The organism is Enterobacter roggenkampii, from assembly GCF_001729805.1.
In the GTDB taxonomy this organism is placed as follows: Bacteria; Pseudomonadota; Gammaproteobacteria; order Enterobacterales; family Enterobacteriaceae; genus Enterobacter; species Enterobacter roggenkampii.
Map to the genome: position 1 here is coordinate 4,102,111 of NZ_CP017184.1, position 20,639 is coordinate 4,122,749.

General features: G+C 55.7%; 15 protein-coding genes and 1 pseudogene. 6 read left to right on the forward strand and 10 right to left on the reverse strand.

Annotation, left to right across the window (positions count from 1 at the left end; translation table 11 throughout):
• Positions 1-39 precede the first annotated feature (39 nt).
• Entirely contained in the window at positions 40-405 is a 366-nt protein-coding gene (locus tag BFV67_RS19170) for a DUF805 domain-containing protein (protein WP_008503136.1), read from the forward strand.
• Positions 406-446: 41 nt separating this feature from the next.
• On the opposite strand, the gene yhaJ is transcribed toward BFV67_RS19170, so the two are convergent.
• Positions 447-1,349, reverse strand: coding sequence for a DNA-binding transcriptional regulator YhaJ (gene yhaJ / locus BFV67_RS19175; protein ID WP_008503135.1), 903 nt, complete (start codon positions 1,347-1,349; stop codon positions 447-449).
• A 104-nt stretch (positions 1,350-1,453) separates the two neighbouring features.
• Here yhaJ and BFV67_RS19180 point away from each other — a divergent pair, with 104 nt between their 5' ends.
• Complete coding sequence (locus BFV67_RS19180; protein WP_039265423.1) at positions 1,454-2,155, forward strand: pirin family protein; 702 nt, start codon at positions 1,454-1,456, stop codon at positions 2,153-2,155.
• Positions 2,156-2,235: 80 nt separating this feature from the next.
• Here BFV67_RS19180 and BFV67_RS19185 read toward each other — a convergent pair whose 3' ends face one another.
• The 4 genes from BFV67_RS19185 to BFV67_RS19200 all read right to left on the reverse strand — a co-directional run bounded on the left by BFV67_RS19185 (position 2,236) and on the right by BFV67_RS19200 (position 6,832).
• Positions 2,236-3,378, reverse strand: a complete 1,143-nt coding sequence (locus tag BFV67_RS19185; protein ID WP_069598059.1) for an IS481 family transposase — start codon at positions 3,376-3,378, stop codon at positions 2,236-2,238.
• Positions 3,379-3,506: 128 nt separating this feature from the next.
• A complete protein-coding gene (locus tag BFV67_RS19190) occupies positions 3,507-4,808 on the reverse strand; it encodes an L-cysteine desulfidase family protein (RefSeq protein ID WP_069598810.1) in 1,302 nt (433 codons plus the stop codon).
• A 20-nt stretch (positions 4,809-4,828) separates the two neighbouring features.
• Complete coding sequence (locus BFV67_RS19195; RefSeq protein ID WP_032675535.1) at positions 4,829-6,160, reverse strand: SLC5/6 family protein; 1,332 nt, start codon at positions 6,158-6,160, stop codon at positions 4,829-4,831.
• Between the two features lie 261 nt (positions 6,161-6,421).
• Positions 6,422-6,832 (reverse strand): Spy/CpxP family protein refolding chaperone, encoded by a 411-nt coding sequence (locus BFV67_RS19200; protein ID WP_069598811.1) that lies wholly within the window; start codon positions 6,830-6,832, stop codon positions 6,422-6,424.
• Between the two features lie 231 nt (positions 6,833-7,063).
• Between BFV67_RS19200 and BFV67_RS19205 the strand changes: the two are divergent.
• The 4 genes and pseudogenes from BFV67_RS19205 (at position 7,064) to BFV67_RS19220 (ending at position 13,076) form a co-directional block, all read left to right on the forward strand.
• Positions 7,064-9,582, forward strand: a pseudogene (locus tag BFV67_RS19205) (type VI secretion system Vgr family protein).
• Positions 9,582-10,865: a VRR-NUC domain-containing protein gene (locus BFV67_RS19210; protein WP_069598812.1), complete on the forward strand. Its 1,284-nt coding sequence runs from the start codon at positions 9,582-9,584 to the stop codon at positions 10,863-10,865. The pseudogene BFV67_RS19205 and the gene BFV67_RS19210 overlap by 1 nt, the downstream one beginning before the upstream one ends.
• Positions 10,866-10,877: 12 nt before the next feature.
• The gene (locus BFV67_RS19215; RefSeq protein ID WP_069598813.1) at positions 10,878-12,092 is read left to right on the forward strand and encodes a DUF3396 domain-containing protein; all 1,215 of its coding nucleotides are present in this window, start codon (positions 10,878-10,880) and stop codon (positions 12,090-12,092) included.
• A gap of 12 nt (positions 12,093-12,104) precedes the next feature.
• Positions 12,105-13,076 carry a DUF3396 domain-containing protein gene (locus BFV67_RS19220; protein WP_069598814.1) on the forward strand — a complete coding sequence of 324 codons (972 nt, stop codon included), beginning with the start codon at positions 12,105-12,107 and terminating at the stop codon, positions 13,074-13,076.
• A 38-nt stretch (positions 13,077-13,114) separates the two neighbouring features.
• Here BFV67_RS19220 and pflB read toward each other — a convergent pair whose 3' ends face one another.
• From pflB to tdcA, 5 genes are all read right to left on the reverse strand, one after another.
• Positions 13,115-15,409 (reverse strand): formate C-acetyltransferase, encoded by a 2,295-nt coding sequence (gene pflB, locus BFV67_RS19225; protein WP_069598815.1) that lies wholly within the window; start codon positions 15,407-15,409, stop codon positions 13,115-13,117.
• 15 nt (positions 15,410-15,424) lie between these two features.
• Positions 15,425-16,633, reverse strand: coding sequence for a propionate kinase (gene tdcD, locus BFV67_RS19230; RefSeq protein ID WP_069598970.1), 1,209 nt, complete (start codon positions 16,631-16,633; stop codon positions 15,425-15,427).
• 30 nt (positions 16,634-16,663) lie between these two features.
• Positions 16,664-17,995 carry a threonine/serine transporter TdcC gene (gene tdcC, locus BFV67_RS19235; protein WP_069598816.1) on the reverse strand — a complete coding sequence of 444 codons (1,332 nt, stop codon included), beginning with the start codon at positions 17,993-17,995 and terminating at the stop codon, positions 16,664-16,666.
• A 9-nt stretch (positions 17,996-18,004) separates the two neighbouring features.
• Positions 18,005-18,994, reverse strand: coding sequence for a bifunctional threonine ammonia-lyase/L-serine ammonia-lyase TdcB (gene tdcB / locus BFV67_RS19240; RefSeq protein WP_023326154.1), 990 nt, complete (start codon positions 18,992-18,994; stop codon positions 18,005-18,007).
• 101 nt (positions 18,995-19,095) lie between these two features.
• Entirely contained in the window at positions 19,096-20,016 is a 921-nt protein-coding gene (gene tdcA, locus BFV67_RS19245; RefSeq protein WP_008501504.1) for a transcriptional regulator TdcA, read from the reverse strand.
• Between the last annotated feature and the right edge of the window lie 623 nt (positions 20,017-20,639).

The following is a 20,639-nucleotide window of genomic DNA, read 5'->3' on the forward strand; positions in this document are numbered from 1 at the left end:
TAGAAAACAAGTGATTGACTGACTAATGAGGCAAGGAAAATGGACTGGTATTTAAAAGTACTGCGCAACTACATTGGATTTGGTGGCCGCGCCCGCCGCAAAGAGTACTGGATGTTCGTTCTGGTGAACTTCATCCTCATCATGGTGCTGGGTATTGTGGATAAAATTCTTGGCTGGGAGCGGGCTGGCGGTGAGGGCGTACTGACCACCATTTATGGCCTGTTAGTCCTGCTGCCATCGTGGGCGGTATTGTTCCGTCGGCTGCACGACACCGATCGTTCGGCGTGGTGGTTATTGCTGCTGTTGATCCCGATCGTGGGCTGGATCGTGATTCTTATCTTCAACTGCCAGAGCGGCACCCCAGGTGAAAACCGCTTTGGTCCGGATCCTAAGATCGTCGCGTAAATTACTGCCCGGTGGCGCTTACGCTTACCGGGCCTACTCGTTTATTTATTGTGGTGGGCGAAGAGTTTGGGTATTTCGCGCAGGCACCATGATTTGGCTTCGCCCATGCTGTCGCGACGCCACGCCATAATGATATCCACTTCGCTGGTGTACTCCGGACTCACGACCCGCAGCCGCCCTTCCGCAATATCTTTCTCCACAAACGGGTACGGCATCGTCGCCACGCCCAGACCGGCCAGCAGCGCCTGCCGTTTGTCTTCCAGTGAGGTCACCGTCAGACGTGGCTGTTTATCCAGCAGCTGCACCGTCAGCACCGGACGCTCGCGCGCGGTATCCGCGACCGCCACGCCGCGATATTTCACGCGCGTCACTTCAGAGAGCGGCTCCGGCTCCTGGTGAATCGGATGGTTGGGGGCGGCAACGTAGACGTTCATGACGCTGTAGAGCTTGCGCGAGTTGATTTCCGATGAGGAACGGAAGTGCATGTCCGGCGCAATAACGATATCTGCCCTGCCCGTCTCCAGGCGCTCCCACGCCCCTGCCAGCACCTCGGTGATGATCGACAGCTGCGTATTGGCCTTCGCCGCCAGGCGGTCCACCAGCGGAAACAGCGCTTCGGTCGGCACCAGCGCTTCGGTCACGAGCGTTAGATGGGTTTCCCAACCGCGCGCCAGCGCTTCGGCGTCAGTCGTCAGCTTATCAGCCGCTTCCAGCAGCACGCGGCCGCGCTCCAGCAGCATTCGGCCCACGTTGGTGAATTTTGTTCGATGACCGGAGCGGTCAAAAAGCACCACGTCCAGCTCTTCCTCCAGCTTCTGCATGGTGTAGCTCAGCGCAGACGGAACGCGCCCCAGTTCATCGGCCGCCGCCGCAAAACTGCCGCGCCGGTCAATCGCGTCCATGACGCGAAGCGCCTCAAGCGTCAATGCTCTCTCTTTAGCCATCTCGTTCTCATTCAGGAAATTTGAACATACCAGGCAGAATATCTGGCTAACAATGAAGCGTCCATACCTTTACCATTGTTTTAGTGTAAAGAGAGGTCAAGTTTATGATTACGACAAGAACAGCTAAACAGTGCGGACAAGCCGATTTCGGTTGGCTGCAGGCCCGCTACACCTTTTCCTTTGGACACTACTTTGACCCTAAACTCCTCGGTTACGCTTCACTGCGCGTGTTGAACCAGGAAGTGCTCGCCCCGGGCGCCTCCTTCCAGCCGCGTACGTACCCGAAAGTCGATATCCTGAACCTGATCCTGGAAGGCGAGGCAGAATACCGCGATAGCGAGGGCAATCATGTCCAGGCAAAGGCTGGCGAAGCGCTGTTAATTTCCACGCAGCCGGGCATCAGCTACAGCGAGCATAACCTCAGCAAAGACAAAACGCTGACCCGCATGCAGCTGTGGCTCGACGCCTGCCCTGAGCGGGAAAATCCGCTGGTACAGAAGTTAGATTTAACGGGCGATAAGCAACAGCTGATTGCATCCCCTGATGGCAGTAAAGAGAGCCTGCAGCTGCGTCAGCAGGTGTGGCTGCACCATATCGAGCTGAAGAAAGGTGAGCAGGCAAGCTTCCAGCTTCACGGCCCGCGCGCCTATCTGCAGTCGATTCACGGTACGGTGCATGCGGTGACGCACGCGGAACAGAAAGAGGCGCTCACCTGCGGCGACGGCGCGTTTATTCGTGATGAAGCGAATATTACCCTGGTGGCGGATACGCCGCTGCGCGCGCTGCTGATTGATTTGCCGGTTTAAAGAACGCCCTCACCCTAACCCTCTCCCTGTACGGTCCGGGGACATGGTAGACAGGTGTTCGGGGACATGGTGAACACTTTTTAACATCCTTTACCCATGGTGATCGACTTTTTCTTCAGGTCGATCACCCCCACTTTCGTGCTGTACCACCACACTTCGTAGCGGCCGTCCTCCTGCATCTCCTTCAGCCCGACCCGTTCTCCCCTGAACGCATTGCCTGCCTTCAGACTTACCCCTTTCACGCTCAGCTTTCCGCTGATATCCACCTTCCTGACCATCACGCCCTCGTCGTATTCCGGGGGCGTTGTGTTGCCGCTGTACCGCCGCGCAGACGGCTGATACCGCGAGCCCGGTACCGCCATGTCCAGCGCCTCATGCGGGCGTTCAAGGTTATAGACCGTCCGCCAGTGGTCGAAGGCGCGCTGCAGTTCGCCCTCGTTCGCGAACCACTTGCCCTGCAGCACTTCCGCCTTCAGGCTGCGGTGAAAACGCTCCAGCTTGCCCTGCGTCTGCGGATGATACGGCCGGGAGTGCCCCACCCGGATACCATGGCGCATCAGCCACAACTCCAGCGCCGTCCAGGTGCCGGTGGTGTCTCCCCACGGGGCGCCGTTGTCCATTGTCATCCGGTCCGGCAGGCCGTAGCGTTCAAACACGCTGACTAGCCGCTGCTGCACGGTCTCACGCCGTTCATCGGTACAGTGCGCCAGGCACAGGGAAAAACGGGAGTGGTCATCCAGCAGGGTGAGCGGATGGCAGCGGCCACCGCCAAAGGGAAAGTTGCCCTTAAAATCCATCTGCCAGAGCCGGTTCGGCGCGTCATGTTCGAACCGTCCCGTGACGGGAATGGCCGGTGAAGCGCCCGGCAGCAGGCCGTGACGGGCCATCAGGTTATGAACGGTGCTGAAGGCGGGCATACGGTGCCCCTGGTCTTCCAGCCAGCGCTTTATCTTGCGTGCGCCCCAGCGTTCATGGCGGTCATGGGCCATACGCAGCAGGGCAGTGATGTCGTCAGATGAGCGGTTCGGGGAATGGTGCGGTATGCGCGGGTGGTCCTGAAGGCCGGCGGCACCTTCCTCAGCCCAGCGACGAAGCCACTTGTAGCCGGTGGCAGGGGAAATGCCGTAGTGACGACAGAGGGAACGGATGTTCGCCCCGTCCTGCGAGGCGAACAAAACAAACTCGGTACGTAATGACATGGTATCTCTCGCATCCCAGGGCATAAGCGACTCCATAAACGGGTTCTTATGCCTTAGTTGTAAGTGTCTACCATGTCCCCGAACAAGTGTTCACTATGTCCCCGGACCGTACACTCCCACAGGGAGAGGGAACCGATAGAGCCCTGAACTCGCTACACCTTACTCGCCATGATCTCAATAATCTGCCGGTCCGTTGCCTGCATCGAGCGGCACGCCAGTGCGCACAGGTTCGCGATCGACTGCTCCACATCGTGCGCGACAATTCCCTCGTTGCCCGTCACGCCCGACTCATCCAGCGCCATCATCACCGCTTTCCAGGCGCTACTGACGCTGGTGGAGACCTTCATGGCGCAGCTGTTTGACGCCCCGTCGCAGATCATCCCGCTGACGTCACCGATCATACTGCCGATCGCCATTGCGATGGTCTGGTAACGGCCACCCATCAGCCACGCCATGCCCGCCGCAGCGCCCATCGCCGCCGTTGTCGCCGCACACAGTGCGGACAGGCGCGGAAGCTGATAATGGATATAGATCGCCGACAGATGCGACAGCATCAGCGCCCGCGCCAGCCGTTCGTCACCGGCCTGAAGGTGCTCAGCCACAACAACGACGGGCATGGTGGCGGTGATCCCCTGGTTACCGGAGCCCGAATTGCTCATCGCCGGCAGCGTTGCGCCCCCCATCCGGGCATCCGAGGCGGCGCTGGTGCGAATAACAATGTCTGAACCCAGATCCTGCGCCAGCCATCCGCGCGAGCGCTGCTTCTCAAGCGTTGCGCCAATATGCAGCCCCCACTTCCCGCTGAGCCCTTCGCGGGAGAGCGCATCGTTCAGTTGCCCTGCTTCCAGGATGAAGCGAATGGCCTCAAACGGCACCTGCTCGACAAATTCCAGGATCTGCGACAGCGTAGCGTGCGACAGTACTGCCAGCGGGTTGTCATCCACCTCGGTCACGGGCTTATCCAGCGTAAAGCGCGTTTCCCCCTGGCAAACCACTTCCACCACCCGGGTATGCCCGCCCGCGATGGTCACCATTGCCGAGAGTTCCCCGGCATAAACGCAGGCGCGGGAATAGAGGATCTCATCGCAGGGCTCCTGCAGTTTTACCTGCACTTGCCCTGCCTCAAGCAGGGCTTTGGCGCGGACCAGTGCATCGGCTGTGGCATCTTTCAACACCTCCAGTCCGGCGTGCGCATTACCGCCAATTGCGCCCAGCGCCGCCGCAATCGGTAACCCGACCATGCCGGTACCCGGCACCGTCACGCCCAGCCCGTTTTTCATCAGGTTCGGCGAGACCCACGCCTCAATCCGTGTGACCTCCCCCGGCAGAAGGTCTGCGGCAATCGCACAGGCCAGTGCCAGAGAGACGGGTTCGGTACACCCAAGGGCAGGCTTCACTTCTTCCTGCACCGCGCGAATAAATTGATTCCATAAAGGATGAGTTTGCTCAGACATCGTTACGACCTTAATGACCCTCAGGAGAATGCGAGGAAAGGAGAAACACAAAGCAGCAGTCCGGTGATGACAATAATCACCAGCGATACGCCTTTATATTTATGCAGCGCCGGTACCTTGTAGACCAGCCATGCCGGGATCAGGCAGCCCACCATGCCGAAGATGGGGCTGCAAATGGAGGTGAAGCTCAACACCGGCGCGTTCAGGACTATCGCGCTCCAGGCCAGCAGAATGGCGAACAGCATAATCCCGCGCTGGACGGCGTTTTCATTGATTCTTTCTGCCGGCATTTTGCGGCGCAGGATGTTCATGACGATACCCTGCGTGGCCTCGCGGAAGCCGAGGTAGACGCCGAAGAATGCGGTCATCACGGCGAAGATATTGAGGATCACGCTGACGATTTTGACCCAGCCCGCGCCGTCGCCGCTGATAAACTGCGCCGCAATCGCCAGGGCAGAGATATTCTGCTCGTAGGCTTTGACCGCCTCATCGTGCCCCATCGCCAGGGTGAAAGAGACGGCATAGAAGAAGACCGTCACAAACAGGACGCCAAAAGCAATGTTCATTGCCCGGAGCGCCTTATGACGCGCCACCTCTACCGATTTTTCACGTGAACGGTACGAGATCACCATCGGGCTCAGGGTCTGAATAAAGAGAATGGAGGTTAAGGTAAAGGGCAGCGTAATGATGGCATTTTTAATCAGCAATCCCAGCGGCGGCAGCATGCCCACGTTGGCTAAATGCCAGAGGCCAATCATTGACAGCCCCAGCGCCGCAACGACAAACAGCTTGGTAAGCACCATCAGGCTTGAAACTTTAAACAACAGCTTTTCACCGCGTGAAGAAATCGCGACCAGAATGCAAATCAGGAATAAACCGTAGAACGGATTTTCCGAGAGCAAACCGTCGGTCACGCCGAAGGTGTGCAAATACGAGGCGCTGTCGTTGGTAATGGCCGTGGAATAGACAAACATCCAGATCACCAGCATCACGAAATAGAGCGCACCTAATAAAATTCCCCAGTTCTTACCCAAATACCCGCTAATTACGCTCGGATAGTCTTTGCATTCCGGGGATTCTGCCAGCGTGTTAATAAACAACCGTTGGAATAAATACATGGCGGGATAACCAATAATGGACGAGAGCAAAAAGACCCACAGCCCCATTAATCCGACTTGTACCGGGAGAAAAACAATCCCCGCGCCAATAGCCATCCCAATACTCATGATGACCCAACCCGTGTCGGTGCTGTCAAATTTGATCGCCTCTCGCCACTCGCTTTCACTCATTCCCGCCCGCCTTGCCGCGGGGGAATCATTCACAATGACACTGCTGTTTGTTGCCGTATCCATGGGGCACTCGCTTATTTTGTAGGGTAAACAGTTGTTTTTATAAGGTTCCGATCGCCAGCGATGGCGATTCAGATAGCAGCAGGTGCTTGTTATTGATGTGAGAAAATCTTAACCGGAGCGAGGGAGAAAAAAGTCACAACTTTTATGAGGATTTTCGAATGATAGAGGAAAATTTGCTTTGGTAATGGGTTGATAGACGGTATTTTTCTAAAAGTGACGACGATCAAGAAATAAAAACCCGCGCGATGCGCGGGTGAGAGATCACTCAGCCAGCGCGTTAGCCATATCCGTTCTAATCTGTTTGCGCTGTTCCGGCGTCAATACCTGACTGACGTCGAAGTAATATTTCGCGCGGTAATAGCGGGTCTGCTCTTCAATTTTGCTGAATGCACTAAGCTGGCTTTTCACCGTGCTTTCGTCCCATTTGCCCGCCTGGAACATGTCGATCAGCGCGCCGTCCTTCACGCCCGTCATCGGGATCCTGCTGACATTTTGTTCCAGCTGCTTATGCAGATCTTCAATCTTTTTCACCTGCTCATTGCTGAGCTTCAGGTGTTGTACCAGAGGATCCTGGGACGGTGACGGGGCAGCCTCAACGTTCGCGGCCTGCGCCGTAAAACTGCACACCACCAGTGAAGCAGCAGCCAACGCAATGCGGGTCATTTTCATCATCTTACAGTCCTTACATGCTGTTATAGGAAAAAGCAGGAGCATTGTTTTTCAAGAGCGGATGAATATGTGTGAGTAATTATATAAACAATTTTGTATGTTAAGCGGGTCGATTTATTTATCTCCTCCATTAAACCCTACGACTCTATTTCTCTTTCTAAGATCAGTTATTTACAATAAATTTGAGTTATGTAACCATCCCATTTTATCCCTTCATTTAGTCAGGTTTTTGTTATGGATAACTGGCTGGCGCTTTTTGACGGACAGACCCGTTACTTTCTGGATATTAATGACAGTCCAGTGAAGCCGGATGTTTTGCGCTTTCGCGGCAGGGAAGCCCTGAGCGAGCCGTTCCGGTGGGATATTGAGTTCACCTGCCTGCAGGCGAACATCCCCCGGAACAGGTGCTGATGAAATATGCCACCTTCCGGATGCGAAGCGGCAAAAATGTCTACGGCAGGGTGACCCGCCTGGAATGGCTGTCCACATCCAGGGACCAGTCTCACTACCGGCTTACGCTCAGTTCGCGCCTGGCGCTGCTGGGATACACCCGGCAGTGCGCGGTATTTCAGAACCAGTCTGTTCCGGAGGTGGTGGAGCAGGTGCTGCGCAGACACGGGCTGGAGGGACCTGATTTTGACTTCCGCCTGGAGCGCACCTACCCGCCGCGTGAAATTATCACCCAGTGGCGGGAAACGGACCTGGAGTTTATCCGGCGCATTCTGTCCGAGGTGGGGATTTACTGGCGCACGGAGATGGATGACACCCGTGAAATGGATATGTACATTTTTGCCGACAGCCAGCTTAACTACCGGTTTGACGTACGCCTGCCGTACCGCGAGCCATCAGGCCTGTTTGACGGCGCAGCGGAATCGGTCTGGGATGTGCGGACCTGGCACAGGGTTGCCACCGGCTCTGTCGCCACGCGGGATTACAACTACCGGACAGCCACCACGCCGATGGATGCGACGGTCAGTGTGCGTAACGATGCGGTCACCACCGGGGAACATTACCGCTACGCGGCGCCTTACCGTGACGCAGGTGACGACACCAGCCCTGAGCCGGAAACCGAATCCGGCGCCTTTTATGCCCGCATCTACCACGAGCGGGAACTGAACAAATCAGCCCGCATCCACCTGTTCAGCAATGCTGCCCACCTCACGCCCGGGCAGGTGCTGGAGCCACAGGGCGACGTCATTACGGCCCTGAAGGAGGGGGTTGTCCTCACGCTCGTGACCTTCCGGGGGGCCCGTGATTCCCGCCTGCACGTGTCGGTGTGGGGCATGCCCTACACCGAGCGTTACTGTTTCCGCCCGGCGGACATCCCGCGTCCGGAAATCCACGGCACGCTTCCGGCCCGGGTCGAGAGCCGGGAGAAAAATGATATTTACGCTCACCTTGACGAACAGGGGCGCTACCGGGTGAAGCTCGACTTCGACCGGGAAGGGACAGAACCCGGGTACGGCTACCTGTGGCTGCGGATGGCAAAGCCTTATGCCGGAGACACGCTGGGGTGGCACACACCGCTCACCGACGGGACCGAAGTGGCGATAGCGTACAGCAACGGTGATATTGACCTGCCGTATATCGCATATGCCCTGCACGATTCTGAACATCCGGACCCTGTCTCCCGCGACAACCACACCCGCAACGTGCTGCGCACCCCGGCGAACAACAAGCTGCGGATGGAGGATAAACGCGGCGAGGAGCACATTAAGCTCGCCACGGAGTACGGCAAAACGCAGCTGAACAGCGGGCATCTGGTGGACGCACAGGGGCAGCGTCGCGGCACAGGCTCAGAGCTGCGCACCGATGAGTGGGGCACGATACGTGCCGGTAAAGGGCTGTTTGTCAGCGCGGATGCGCAGGTGAAAGCACAGGGTGAGGTCCTTGACAGGGATGCGGCGCTGAAGGAAATCGACCGGCTTAATCAGCAGCTGCAGCAGCTGGAAATCGCGGCGGAGCAGGCACAGGCGCTGAAGGCGGACGTTGACAGCCAGATAAAGATGTTTGAGCAGCGGCTGAAGCCGCTTAATGAGGTGCTGCTGATGTCCGCTCCGGAAGGAATGGCCCTGACCAGCGGGGAGCACCTGCAGATGACAGCCGCGAAGAACGTCGCCATTAATGCCGGGGAGGATATCAGTGCCGGAGTCATGGGCAACATGACCGCGCTGGCCGGGGAGAAGCTGGGGCTGTTTGCCCGGACCGGACAGCTGAGCGTCAAATCCGGGGAGGGGGCGGTAGAGGTCCAGGCCCAAAACGCCAGCCTGCGGTTGTTTGCGGAGCAGAAGCTGACGCTGAGTTCAGCAAGTGACATCTCGTTTGCGGGGAAAAAACGCATCACGCTGATTGGGGGCGGAAGCTACCTGCGGCTGGAGGCGGGAAAGGTCGAGTATGGTACGACGGCGATGTATATGCGCAAAGTGAAGCGGACTATGGCGGCGGGGGCTTCAGACATGCCGTTAAAGATGCCCCGCACGGGCACCTCACATATCTATTCCGCAATTTATCAGTTACGGGATGAGCAGGGTAACCTTCTGGCAGGCAAACCCTATAAGCTCACTATCCCTTCCGGACAGACCGCTACGGGCTATACCGATGAAGAAGGTAAAACCGTGCCCGTCTATACCCGCACTCAGGAAAATGTCGAACTTCACGTTGTGCAGAAAAAACCGCAGCCGCAGGAAACACTGTGGTTTATCGGTGACGGCTCAGAGCAGCAAATGGAAACTGAACTCAGGGAGCAGCCATAATGGAACTACCGGATTTACCCACATCGCCTGATTCACCCGACATCCCTTTGGTTAAAAACAACCAGCCGTGGGACTGTACCACCACCGGCGTCGAGATGGTGGAAAAGCAGTCGCAGCTGCCGACGGAGAACAACCGTCAGTATCTGCATATCAAGGTGGAATATGCGATGCGTTTTCCTCGCCTGTCGGCAAAAGTTCGTCGTAACGGCAAAAGCTATCAGATGAGCCTGAAGCAGCTAATGATGAGCGGGCTTATCCGCGCAGATGAAATCGCGGCAAAATATTACTGGTGGTATAAAGCGGAAGTGCCATTTGATATCCGTCCCACGCCGCCCCGCCCTTATCTCAGCAGCACGCAGACAGGGCCGGGCAGGCGGCATACCACCAACCCTTTTCCCGAACCGGGAAAAGGCATTTATCGCCGTCCGGACGTGATCATTGTGAAGAACAGGAAGGACCGCTGGCCGGGGCTGGCCGGAGCGGATACCGAAGGCAATATGCACGCCGATAATCTCGAGCGGCTGGTTGAGGTGAAGTTTCCGGAGGATGAGCTTGGACGAAACCAATATGGCGATTATATGAAAATTGTTGGTGGACCAGGCAATGAAGAGCGAATGACTATCCTGGAGATCCACGAATGCCGCCCGCTGGAGCAGCAGTGGAGCGATCAGGTGGTCAACGTGACGTTACAGAACTGGCTGAAAAGCGGGGCGAAATACTGGCCGCTGTTTCTCTATCCGCCCATTTTTACCCCGCGTCCGCCAGATACGCCTGTGCCTGCCAGGATCCAGCCGTGGACCCACGCAGGCGATGCCGTCGCCGATCTCAGCGAAGGGGCGATTCGCGGCATCGCTGAAGGCTGGAATGCGCTGTCAAAAGATATGCAGCAGAAGCTTCAGCGCGTCGCGGGCTGGCTGAACGACAGCGGCGAGTGGGTCTATTCGCAGGGCAGCCAGGCATGGTGCTGGGCCAGCCGAACCGGCCGTGCGGCGGCCTCCTGGACGGATGCGCAGCTGCGCGCCGCCTGGCGGGAGATCCAGCAGGCGACGGATATGACGCTGGAGATGTTAAACCAAGTGGACTGGGTGCAGGTGCTGACCGATGCGGCTATCGCCATAGGGGTCATTCTGGTGGCGGTCGGCGTCGGGGTGCTGGTAGTGACGCTTGGCATTCCTGAAGCCATTATCGGCGCGTTTTTACTAATTGTACGCCTGGCGATAAGCGCCTGGGGGACGCTGGCGGCGATCCTCGGCGCAGGAACCACCGTGGCGGTAGCCCCGTAATAAGGAGTGACGATGTTAAAGGATCTCGAACTGAACTATATCGAAAAATGGCTGCCGGAAGCATCGGTGAAATATAAGGACGGCAGCCCGGCGGTGAACCTCGGGCTGATTATCACCGTGTTCTTTAAAAACGGCCATACGCCGGATGTCCGCCGTAAAATGGTAGAGTGTGTCGATCGTTATTACGGTGAATTTAAGCCCTGTCTCAGGAAGACGCTGTCGGTCAAGAAATGGACCAAAATCACCGAAAACAATTATGCCAGACAGCGGCAGGTCATTCTTGACTCAACGCCGGAGGAAATTTTTGACTGGGTGCTGAGCTCTGCATCTGAATCTTACTTAGCCCCTGACTATGAAATTCTTATCATGGGGGAAAGAGTGTTTCACAATGAAAATAACCGGTCCGTTATTAAGCTGGTCTTCCCCCTTTCCCTGCTGAAAGAGCCGGACGGTAAGGAACGCTATGAAAACTGGCTGCTGTGGCTGTGCAACACCTTTGATGTGGAAAGCGGCTATTCAGGAATGTCGTTCGTTCTGCCCTACGCTTTTGAGCGCATGTTTCCGTATGAATATGCCCTGGCGCAGCGTTTTTCCGGCGTGATGGTGGACTCCATTGGAACGCTTGAAGGGGGCGCAGCCGTCATTGGCCTGAAAGGTGCCTGCTGGTACACCATTCTGGGCAATCCGTGGCTGGAAAAGCTCGTCGGAGAAAATGACGTCGCACGACGTCTGGCGAATACACCGGAAATCAGCCTGCTCTCTTATAACAATGGTGTAATTCTAAAAGCCGGTGAGCTTCCTCCGGGCCTGGGAGAGATGAAAAAAGAAGGCCTTCCTCCGTTACTTGTGAAGATTAATCAAATCATCAGGCCGGTTCGCTATGATGAACCCCGCTCGCTACATTTTTACTCGTCCTATGAGAACCACCAGTTTAATAAAGAATCGACCATGAAGTGGTACCGGCGCTTCGATGAGGCCAGCGCCCTGCTGGACAGCGAGGAGCCTGAAACCTCATCTGAACCGGTACGCATTACCCGCTGGACCGATGAAAACGCCCTGCACGCCGGGCAGTGGGCCGCCATCGTTAACGGCACAACGGAGTATATTCAGACCCGGGAAGGGCAGAAGATGCCCGCCTTTGAGGATAAACACGGCAAAAAACACCGCGCCCGCTGGTCACTGCTTAAGCGTGACGACCAGGGCAGTGTATTTGTTATTCCGGAATAAGAGAAACAAGAGATGGAACTCAGTTATATCGAAAAATGGCTGCCGGAAGCATCGGTGAAATATAAGGACGGTAGCCCGGCAGTGAACCTCGGGCTGATAATCACCGTGTTCTTTAAAAACGGCCATACGCCGGAAGTTCGCCGAAAAATGGTGGAGTGTGTGGATCGTTATTACGGTGAATTTAAGCCGTTTCTCAGGAAAACGCTGCCGGTAAAGAAATGGACCAGAATCACCGAAAACAATTATGCCAGACAGAAGCAGGCTATTCTAAACTCCACGCCTGAGGAAATTTTTGACTGGGTGCTAAGTTCTGCAACTGAGTCATATCTGGCACCGGCTTACGAAATTCTTATCATGGGGAAACGAATATTCCATAACGAAAATGATCGCTCAGTTATAAAACTCGTTTTCCCCCTTTCCCTGCTGAAAGAGCCGGACGGTAAGGAACGGTATGAAACCTGGCTGCTGTGGCTGTGCAATACCTTCGAAGTGGAAAGCGGCTATGCGGGCCTTTCGTTCATCCTACCCTACGCCTTTGAACGGATGTTCCCTTATGAATATGCCCTGGCGCAGCGTTTTTCCGGCGTGATGGTAGACTCTCTGGGTACCCTGGAAGGCGGGGAGGCGGTCATTGGCCTGAAAGGTGCCTGCTGGTACACCATCCTGGGTACGCCCTGGCTGGAAAGGCTCGGCGGAGACGATGCCGTCTCTCGGCGTCTTGCGAAAACACCGGAAATCAGCCTGCTCTCCTATAACAACGGTGTGATTATGAAAGCCGGTGAGTTACCTCCACCACTTGGCGAAAAGCAAACGGAAGGTCTTCCTCAATTACTGGTAAAAATAAACCAGATTATTCTCCCTGTTCGTTATGACGGCCATAAAGGGCTCCATTTCTATTCCGAATACGAAAACCACCAGTTTGATGAAGAATACTCCATGAAGTGGTTTGCCCGCTTCGATGAGGCCAGCGCCCTGCTGGAATGAAAAGCCCCCTTTTCAATAAGGGGGCTGAATGACATATCTTAAATCGCCTGCGTAAACGTCCTCGAAATCACGTCCTGCTGCTGCTCGCGTGTCAGCGCATTAAAGCGCACCGCATAGCCCGAAACGCGGATCGTCAGGTTCGGGTAATTCTCCGGATGCGCAATGGCATCGAGGAGCATCTCCCGGTTCATCACGTTAACGTTCAGGTGCTGCCCACCCTCAATAGACGCTTCGTGATGGAAGTACCCGTCCAGCAGCCCTACCAGGTTGGTTTTGCGCACCAGCTCGTCTTTGCCCAGCGCCTGCGGCACGATGGAGAAGGTGTAAGAGATCCCGTCTTTGGCATACGTGAACGGCAGCTTGGCGACCGACGTTAGCGAGGCCACCGCCCCTTTTCTGTCGCGGCCGTGCATGGGGTTCGCGCCTGGGGCAAACGGCGTGCCGCCGCGTCGTCCGTCCGGCGTGTTCCCGGTCTTCTGCCCGTAAACCACGTTGGAGGTGATGGTCAGGATCGACTGAGTCGGCACCGCGTTGCGGTAGGTTGGCAGCGCCTGAATTTTCTTCATAAAGCGTTCCACCAGGTCGCAGGCGATGCTGTCCACGCGATCGTCGTTGTTGCCGTACTGCGGGTAATCCCCTTCTATCACGAAATCGACCGCCAGACCGGTATGATCGCGCACCGGCTTCACCGTGGCGTATTTAATGGCGGACAGGGAATCTGCCGCTACCGACAACCCGGCAATGCCGCAGGCCATAGTGCGGTAAACGTCCCGGTCGTGAAGCGCCATCAGCGAGGCTTCGTAGCTGTACTTATCATGCATGTAGTGAATGAGATTCAGCGCGCTGATGTACTGCACCGCCAGCCAGTCCATGAAGTGATCGAGGCTCGCCATTACGGTGTCGTAATCCAGTACCTCATCCAGCAGCGGCTCGGTTTTCGGCCCCACCTGGATCTTCAGCTTCTCGTCCACCCCGCCGTTGATTGCGTACAGCAGCGTTTTGGCGAGGTTGGCGCGCGCGCCGAAGAACTGCATCTGCTTGCCGATCACCATCGGGCTGACGCAGCAGGCAATGGCGTAGTCGTCGCTGTTGAAGTCCGCACGCATCAGATCGTCGTTCTCATACTGCAGCGACGAGGTAACGATCGACACCTGCGCGGCGTATTTCTTGAACGCGATCGGCAGCTGTTCTGACCAGAGGATCGTCAGGTTCGGCTCCGGCGCGGGGCCCATGGTGTGGAGCGTGTGCAGATAGCGGAAGCTGTTTTTGGTCACCAGCGTGCGGCCGTCCAGCCCCATGCCGCCGATCACTTCCGTGGCCCAGATCGGATCGCCGGAGAAGAGCGTGTCGAATTCCGGCGTGCGCAGGAAGCGCACCATGCGGATCTTCATGATGAAGTGGTCGATCAGCTCCTGCGCCTGCACCTCGTTCAGCCGCCCCGCCTGCATGTCGCGTTCGATGTAGATATCGAGGAACGAGGCCGTGCGCCCCAGCGACATCGCTCCGCCGTTCTGGGATTTCACCGCCGCCAGGTAGGCGAAATAGAGCCACTGCACTGCTTCCTGGGCGTTCATCGCCGGGCGTGAGATATCAAAGCCATAGTTGGCCGCCATCTGCTGGATCTGCAGCAGCGCGCGCTTGTGTTCCGCCAGCTCTTCGCGCAGGCGGATCGTCGCCTCCAGATCTTCGCCGCGCTCCAGCCGGCCCTGCAGATCGGCGAACTGAAGCTCACGCTCGCGCACCAGATAGCGGATGCCGTAGAGCGCCACGCGGCGGTAATCGCCGATGATGCGCCCGCGCCCGTAGCCGTCCGGCAAACCGGTCAGCACGCCGGATTTGCGGCAGCGCATCATCTCTGGCGAATAGACGTCAAACACGCCCTGGTTGTGGGTTTTGCGCAGGTCGGTAAACAGGTATTCGAACTGCGGATCCATCTCCCGGCCATAGGCTTCAAACGAGCTGCGGATCATGTTTATCCCGCCGTACGGATGCAGGGCGCGCTTGAGCGGCTTGTCGGTTTGCAGGCCGACGATCGTCTCCAGATCCTGGTCAATGTAGCCCGGCCCGTGGGCCGTAATGGTGGTGGCAATGTTGGTGTCAAAATCCACCGGGGCATGGGTGGCATTCTCCTGACGAATGCCGACCATCACCTTCTGCCACAGCGCCGTCGTTGCTGGCGTCGCCTGCGCGAGGAAAGCTTCATCGCCCTCATAAGGGGTGTAGTTATGCTGAATAAAATCGCGGACGTTGACGGCGTTTTTCCATTCTTCACCGCGAAACCCGGCCCATGCGTCGCTGTAGGGCGCGACGCCCGTTTCGATTGTTACTTTCATCAGATTCTCGCTTTATCAGGCGTAAGCCGCAGCCGGGGTAACCTTCCCAAGACGGAGGGCGTCCAGCGCGATCATTTTTTCTTCGTTGGTAGGGATCACCGCGCAGACCACGCGGGAGGTATCAGTGGAGATGACGCGCTCACCCGCGCTGCCCGGCAGGGCATTTTTGGCGTCGTCGAGGCGGATGCCGAACACGTTCAGATGTTCCGTCACCAGCGCGCGGACAAGCGTTGAGTTTTCGCCGATGCCGCCGGTAAAGACCACCCCATCGAGGCGGTGCAGCGACGCCGCGTGCCCGGCGATATGTCGCGCTATACGGTGAACGAAGGTCTGGATAGCCAGCTGCGCCCGCTCATTGCCGGCGTGCCAGGCTTTCTCCAGCGCCCGTAAATCGGAGGAGATGCCGGAGATCCCCAGCAACCCGGACTCTTTGTTGACCACGCGCTCCAGATCCTCAAACGACTGACCGGTCTGCTGGGCAATCCACGCCATCGCGCCAAAATCCACGTCGCCGCAACGCGTACCCATCATCAGTCCTTCCAGGGGGGTCATCCCCATCGAGGTATCCACGCTTTGGCCGTTGCGTACCGCGCAGATGGACGCCCCGTTGCCGAGATGGGCAATCACCAGGCCGCTGTCATCGGGGGACAGCCCAAGCAGCGAATGCGCCTGCGCGGCTACGTAGCGGTGAGAGGTGCCGTGGAAGCCGTAGCGGCGCACGCCCAGCGCTTCAAAATAGCGGTACGGCAAACCGTACAGGTACGCCTGCGGCGGCAGCGTCTGGTGAAAGCTGGTATCAAATACCGCGACCTGCTGCACGCCCGGAAACAGGCGCTCTGCGGCTTCCACGCCGCTCAGGTTGGCGTAGTTATGCAGCGGCGCCAGCGGGGAGACCTGGCGGATCTGCTCAATCACCTCTTCCGTAATCAGGGTCGACTCGCTGAAGAGGTCACCGCCGTGCGCAATGCGGTGGCCAATTAAGGCCACGCTGCTCATCAGGTCACGCTTCTCCAGCTCCAGGGCGATGGCAGCCAGCGCCCCTTCGTAGTCCTGGTGAGCCAGTCTGGCTGGCTCACCCCCGTTCACGGAAATAAAGGCCTTTTCAGTGTTGATGCCGTCAGCAATGCCCGTCATCAGGGCGTCGCAACTGCTGGCGTCGAGCACCGAAAACTTAACAGAGGACGAACCGCAGTTAATTACCAGTACAACCGGAAACTCAATCATCATGTGACTCCGCTCTTCCTGAGCAATGGTTTAGAACAGTTTGTAAACGATATTCAGAATGGTCAGCAGGCCCACAACCGTGACGAAGATGTTCTCGGGTTTGCCCTTATATTTCGCCATGGCTGGCGCTTTGCGGATGGCGTACATCGGCAGCAGGCACAGCAGAGAGGCGATAATTGGCGCGCCCATGGCTTCGATAAGGTCGAGAATGTTCGGGTTGGCGTACGCGACAACCCAGGTGGAGCCCATGATGAACACCATGCTGATGGTGTTCAGTTTGCCGACAGAGACCTTCTTCTTATCGCCTTTGTAGCCGAACTTGAGGATCAGGCCATTCAGCCCTTCCAGCGTGCCCAGGTAATGACCGAAGAAAGATTTGAAGATAGCGACCAGGGCAATAATGGAAGCGCCATATTCCAGTACCGTCGCGAACGTCGATTTAGTGCCGGACATGGAGGCAAAGTGGTTCGCCAGGTAAGAGAGCACCGGAATGTTCTGCGCTTTGGCGTCCGCCATGTTCTGCGGAGAGAGCGTAAACAGGCAGCTAAAGGCGAAGAACATCACCACGGCGACCATCAGCATGCTGGCGCGACCGATGATTTTGGAACATTTCAGCTCGGTGAATTCTTTACCGAACTCCGGCTCGTACTCTTCGCGCTTGGAGACCACAAACGAGGAGACGATAGGCGAGAAGTTGAAGGAGAAGACCATGATGGAGATCCCCAGCCACACCGTGACCAGAATGCCGTCATGGCCGGTGAAGGCGATATCGCTCAGGTTGACCTGGTCGATCACCGCGGAGTTCCAGTAAGGGATCAGCGACAGGGAAATCAGCACCAGACTGGCAATAAACGGGAACACCAGGAAGCTCATCACCTTCACCATCAGGTCTTTACCAAACCAGATAACAAAAGCCATCAGCAGCAGCAGGAACAGCGCCACCACGCCGCGGTTTAGCGCAGGCAGCTGGAGCTGGTTTTCCCAGAAGGTCATGAAGGTGTTAGTAATAGTGACGCCGTAAATCCACAGCAGCGGGCAAATGGCAAAGAAGTAGAGGAACGTGATCACCACCCCACCGGTTTTACCGAAATGCTCTTCCACCGTTTCGGTGATGTTGCCGGAGACGTTGCTGCCGGACAGGCAGAGGCGCGCCAGCGCGCGGTGGCAGTAAAACGCTATAGGGAACGCGAGAACTAGCATCAGCAGGATAGGGATTAAGCCCCCAAAGCCTGCGCGAATGGGGAAGAACAGCACGCCTGCGCCAATGGCGGTACCAAACAGGCCAAGCGTCCAGGTGGTATCAGACTTACGCCAGGAGGACGTTTTTGTCTGGCCAACGATAATGCTTTCTGTGTTGCTCATAGGTCACCTTTATGCGTCAACGAAGCCGGTAATTTGGGAAACACGGGAGAGATCGATATTGCCGCCGGAAATAATGCAGACGGTTTTGCGGCCCTGAATATAGTGGTCAAGCTTGCCGCTTAATAACGCGGCACAGGCCAGCGCGCCGGCGCCTTCCGTCACCACTTTATTTCGCTGAATAAGGGCAATCATGCTGTTGCGAATATCGTCTTCGCTCACCAGCACAATGTCATCGACCAGTTCACGAACGATTTCGAAGGTTAATTTACCCGGACGAGAGACGTCGCAGCCGTCGGCTAACGTGCCGGTAACGCGATGGTTGGTTATTTCTCCTGCCTGCCAGGAGGCCGCCATTCCGTGCACGTTTTCAGACTGTACGCCGATAATATTAATGGTCGGGTTGATGGATTTAATCGCCGTTGCAATCCCGGCAATTAATCCGCCGCCGCCGATAGGGACAATGACGTTATCCACGTCGTATAAATCTTCGAGAATTTCGAGGCCGATGGTGCCCTGCCCGGCGATCACTTTGGCGTCATCGTAAGGCGGAATAAAAATGCGCCCTTCCATCTCGACGATTTCGCTCACTTTAGCGATGGTGTCGTTGAAGTTCTCACCGTGGAGCACAACTTCCGCCGAGTAGTCGCGGGTCGCGGCCACTTTAGATTTTGGTGCGCCCATCGGCATCACCACTTTACCGTCGATGCCGAGCATGGCGCAGGAGAGCGACACCCCCTGCGCGTGGTTTCCCGCAGAGCAGGCGACCACGCCTTTGCGCTTTTCAGCATCGGTCAGCGAGCTTAATTTATTAAACGCGCCGCGAATTTTGAACGAACCGGTACGCTGCATGTTCTCAAACTTAAGGAATATTTCGCCCTTACACCGTTCGCTGAGATAATTCGAGCGCGGCATACCGGTTTTATATATCTTGCCTGCCAGTCGTTTTCTGGCGTCCTGAATATCTTCAATGGTTACCGGGAGATCGTAGGTAATATGCATAATATCCTCGTTATAATAATTCATTCTTTTCAGGCAAAGTCAGGGTATCAGAGCGTTAATACGTTAAGCTCTGGGTATTTTTTAAAATTAAAACTTATTATTCATCGTCGTCTTTCGATATTCATCGACGAATATTGTTTAGCCAGCTCAACTAATACTGACGCCGATTTTTTAATCCTGTAATTTTTAGACCATACGGCGGCATAACGCGCCACGGGTAATTCGTCTTCCACGGGCAGCACAATAAATTGATCCGAACCGAATGGGGCAATCATGTCGCGGGGAATCACCGTCAGATAATCGGCATTCAGGACAAGGTTATAAATGGTGACGACGGAATCGGTCTGGACGATGTTTTCGATGCTGATGTGGTTGTCTTGCAGAGTGGTCAGAAGTTCTTTGTAGTAGCCCATATCGGTTTGCGGCATCACCCACTGCTCGTGCGTAAGCGATGCCAGTGTCGTCGGGCCGGTGCACGTTCGCGTTTTGCTGGCGACCAGCACAAACTCAGACTCAAACAGCGGTTCGACGTGCAGATCCTGAAGCAGCATTTCATCGCTCAGCGTGCCGATAGCGAAATCCAGACGACCATCGCGAATGGCCGGGAGGAAAGAGGAGAGCTGAGCTTCATACATTGAGACGCGCGCTTTCGGGAACACTTCCTTGAATTTTTTGATCATCTCAGACAGGAAGGTAAAACCAATCAGCGACGGATAGCCAAAGGAGACATCCATAACGGTGCTAAAACTGAGACTGTTGATTTCGCTCACCATGTTTTTCATTTCACGGGTGATCGACTCGGAGTACGAGAGCAGAACCTGGCCTGCAGCCGTCAGTTTTACGCCCGTATTTTTACGTACCATCACTTCCACACCGAAGTAAGATTCGATATCGCTGATGATTTTGCTGACGGCGGGTTGCGTCAGGCCCAGTTGTCTTGCAGCAGAACCTATGGAGCCACTTTTAATGACTTCCTGAAATACCACGAGGTGCTGTGTTTTCGGTAGAATAATAGTGTTCATAATATTCTGCGCTTATTTCCCTATGACGGGGTGAATTCTACTCAATAATGTTTCAGGGGGTATGTGCTGTTACTCACAATTTGCTTTGAGCAACCCTTAACTCACGCTTCAAAAACCCATTAAAAACCTTATAAATCAATGCATTGAAGGTAATTAAATACGCTACAACGCTGATATTGATCAACAAAAATAGCGCTAATAAATTTATTTTATGGCGATAACCCGGATTTATTTCACCGTTCTTAAAAAAACAATAAAGACGATATTTCAGGCAATTAAAGGCTAATAAATAACCGTCATTTGTTTGAAACATACTTCCATTTAAGCCATTTTTTACGACGTAAATTTTCAAATTTCAGGAAAAGAGTGGAATACGTCACATATTCACGGAGGAAATGTATTTGATTTCAATAAGCGCATATCAAACGAGAAAAGATTTACGAACATTAAGCTAACAATCATAACAAATTATCAATACTACAGATCGCCGGTTTTTTAGATATAAATTTTGTGATGGCGATCGTCTGCAGATTCCGAGGCGGAACCGTCGAGTGAAAAACAGTGAAATGTGCTTAATGTCGCAAATATGAGAATTGATGTCGTTTGTGTGGTGCCGGATGGCG

Excerpts from the sequence above, each read along its gene's own strand:
- BFV67_RS19170 (WP_008503136.1), top strand. The coding sequence starts at position 40 with ATGGACTGGTATTTAAAAGTACTGCGCAACTACATTGGATTTGGTGGC.
- yhaJ (WP_008503135.1), bottom strand. The coding sequence starts at position 1,349 with ATGGCTAAAGAGAGAGCATTGACGCTTGAGGCGCTTCGCGTCATGGAC.
- BFV67_RS19180 (WP_039265423.1), top strand. The coding sequence starts at position 1,454 with ATGATTACGACAAGAACAGCTAAACAGTGCGGACAAGCCGATTTCGGT.
- BFV67_RS19185 (WP_069598059.1), bottom strand. The coding sequence starts at position 3,378 with ATGCCCTGGGATGCGAGAGATACCATGTCATTACGTACCGAGTTTGTT.
- BFV67_RS19190 (WP_069598810.1), bottom strand. The coding sequence starts at position 4,808 with ATGTCTGAGCAAACTCATCCTTTATGGAATCAATTTATTCGCGCGGTG.
- BFV67_RS19195 (WP_032675535.1), bottom strand. The coding sequence starts at position 6,160 with ATGGATACGGCAACAAACAGCAGTGTCATTGTGAATGATTCCCCCGCG.
- BFV67_RS19200 (WP_069598811.1), bottom strand. The coding sequence starts at position 6,832 with ATGATGAAAATGACCCGCATTGCGTTGGCTGCTGCTTCACTGGTGGTG.
- BFV67_RS19210 (WP_069598812.1), top strand. The coding sequence starts at position 9,582 with ATGGAACTACCGGATTTACCCACATCGCCTGATTCACCCGACATCCCT.
- BFV67_RS19215 (WP_069598813.1), top strand. The coding sequence starts at position 10,878 with ATGTTAAAGGATCTCGAACTGAACTATATCGAAAAATGGCTGCCGGAA.
- BFV67_RS19220 (WP_069598814.1), top strand. The coding sequence starts at position 12,105 with ATGGAACTCAGTTATATCGAAAAATGGCTGCCGGAAGCATCGGTGAAA.
- pflB (WP_069598815.1), bottom strand. The coding sequence starts at position 15,409 with ATGAAAGTAACAATCGAAACGGGCGTCGCGCCCTACAGCGACGCATGG.
- tdcD (WP_069598970.1), bottom strand. The coding sequence starts at position 16,633 with ATGATTGAGTTTCCGGTTGTACTGGTAATTAACTGCGGTTCGTCCTCT.
- tdcC (WP_069598816.1), bottom strand. The coding sequence starts at position 17,995 with ATGAGCAACACAGAAAGCATTATCGTTGGCCAGACAAAAACGTCCTCC.
- tdcB (WP_023326154.1), bottom strand. The coding sequence starts at position 18,994 with ATGCATATTACCTACGATCTCCCGGTAACCATTGAAGATATTCAGGAC.
- tdcA (WP_008501504.1), bottom strand. The coding sequence starts at position 20,016 with ATGAACACTATTATTCTACCGAAAACACAGCACCTCGTGGTATTTCAG.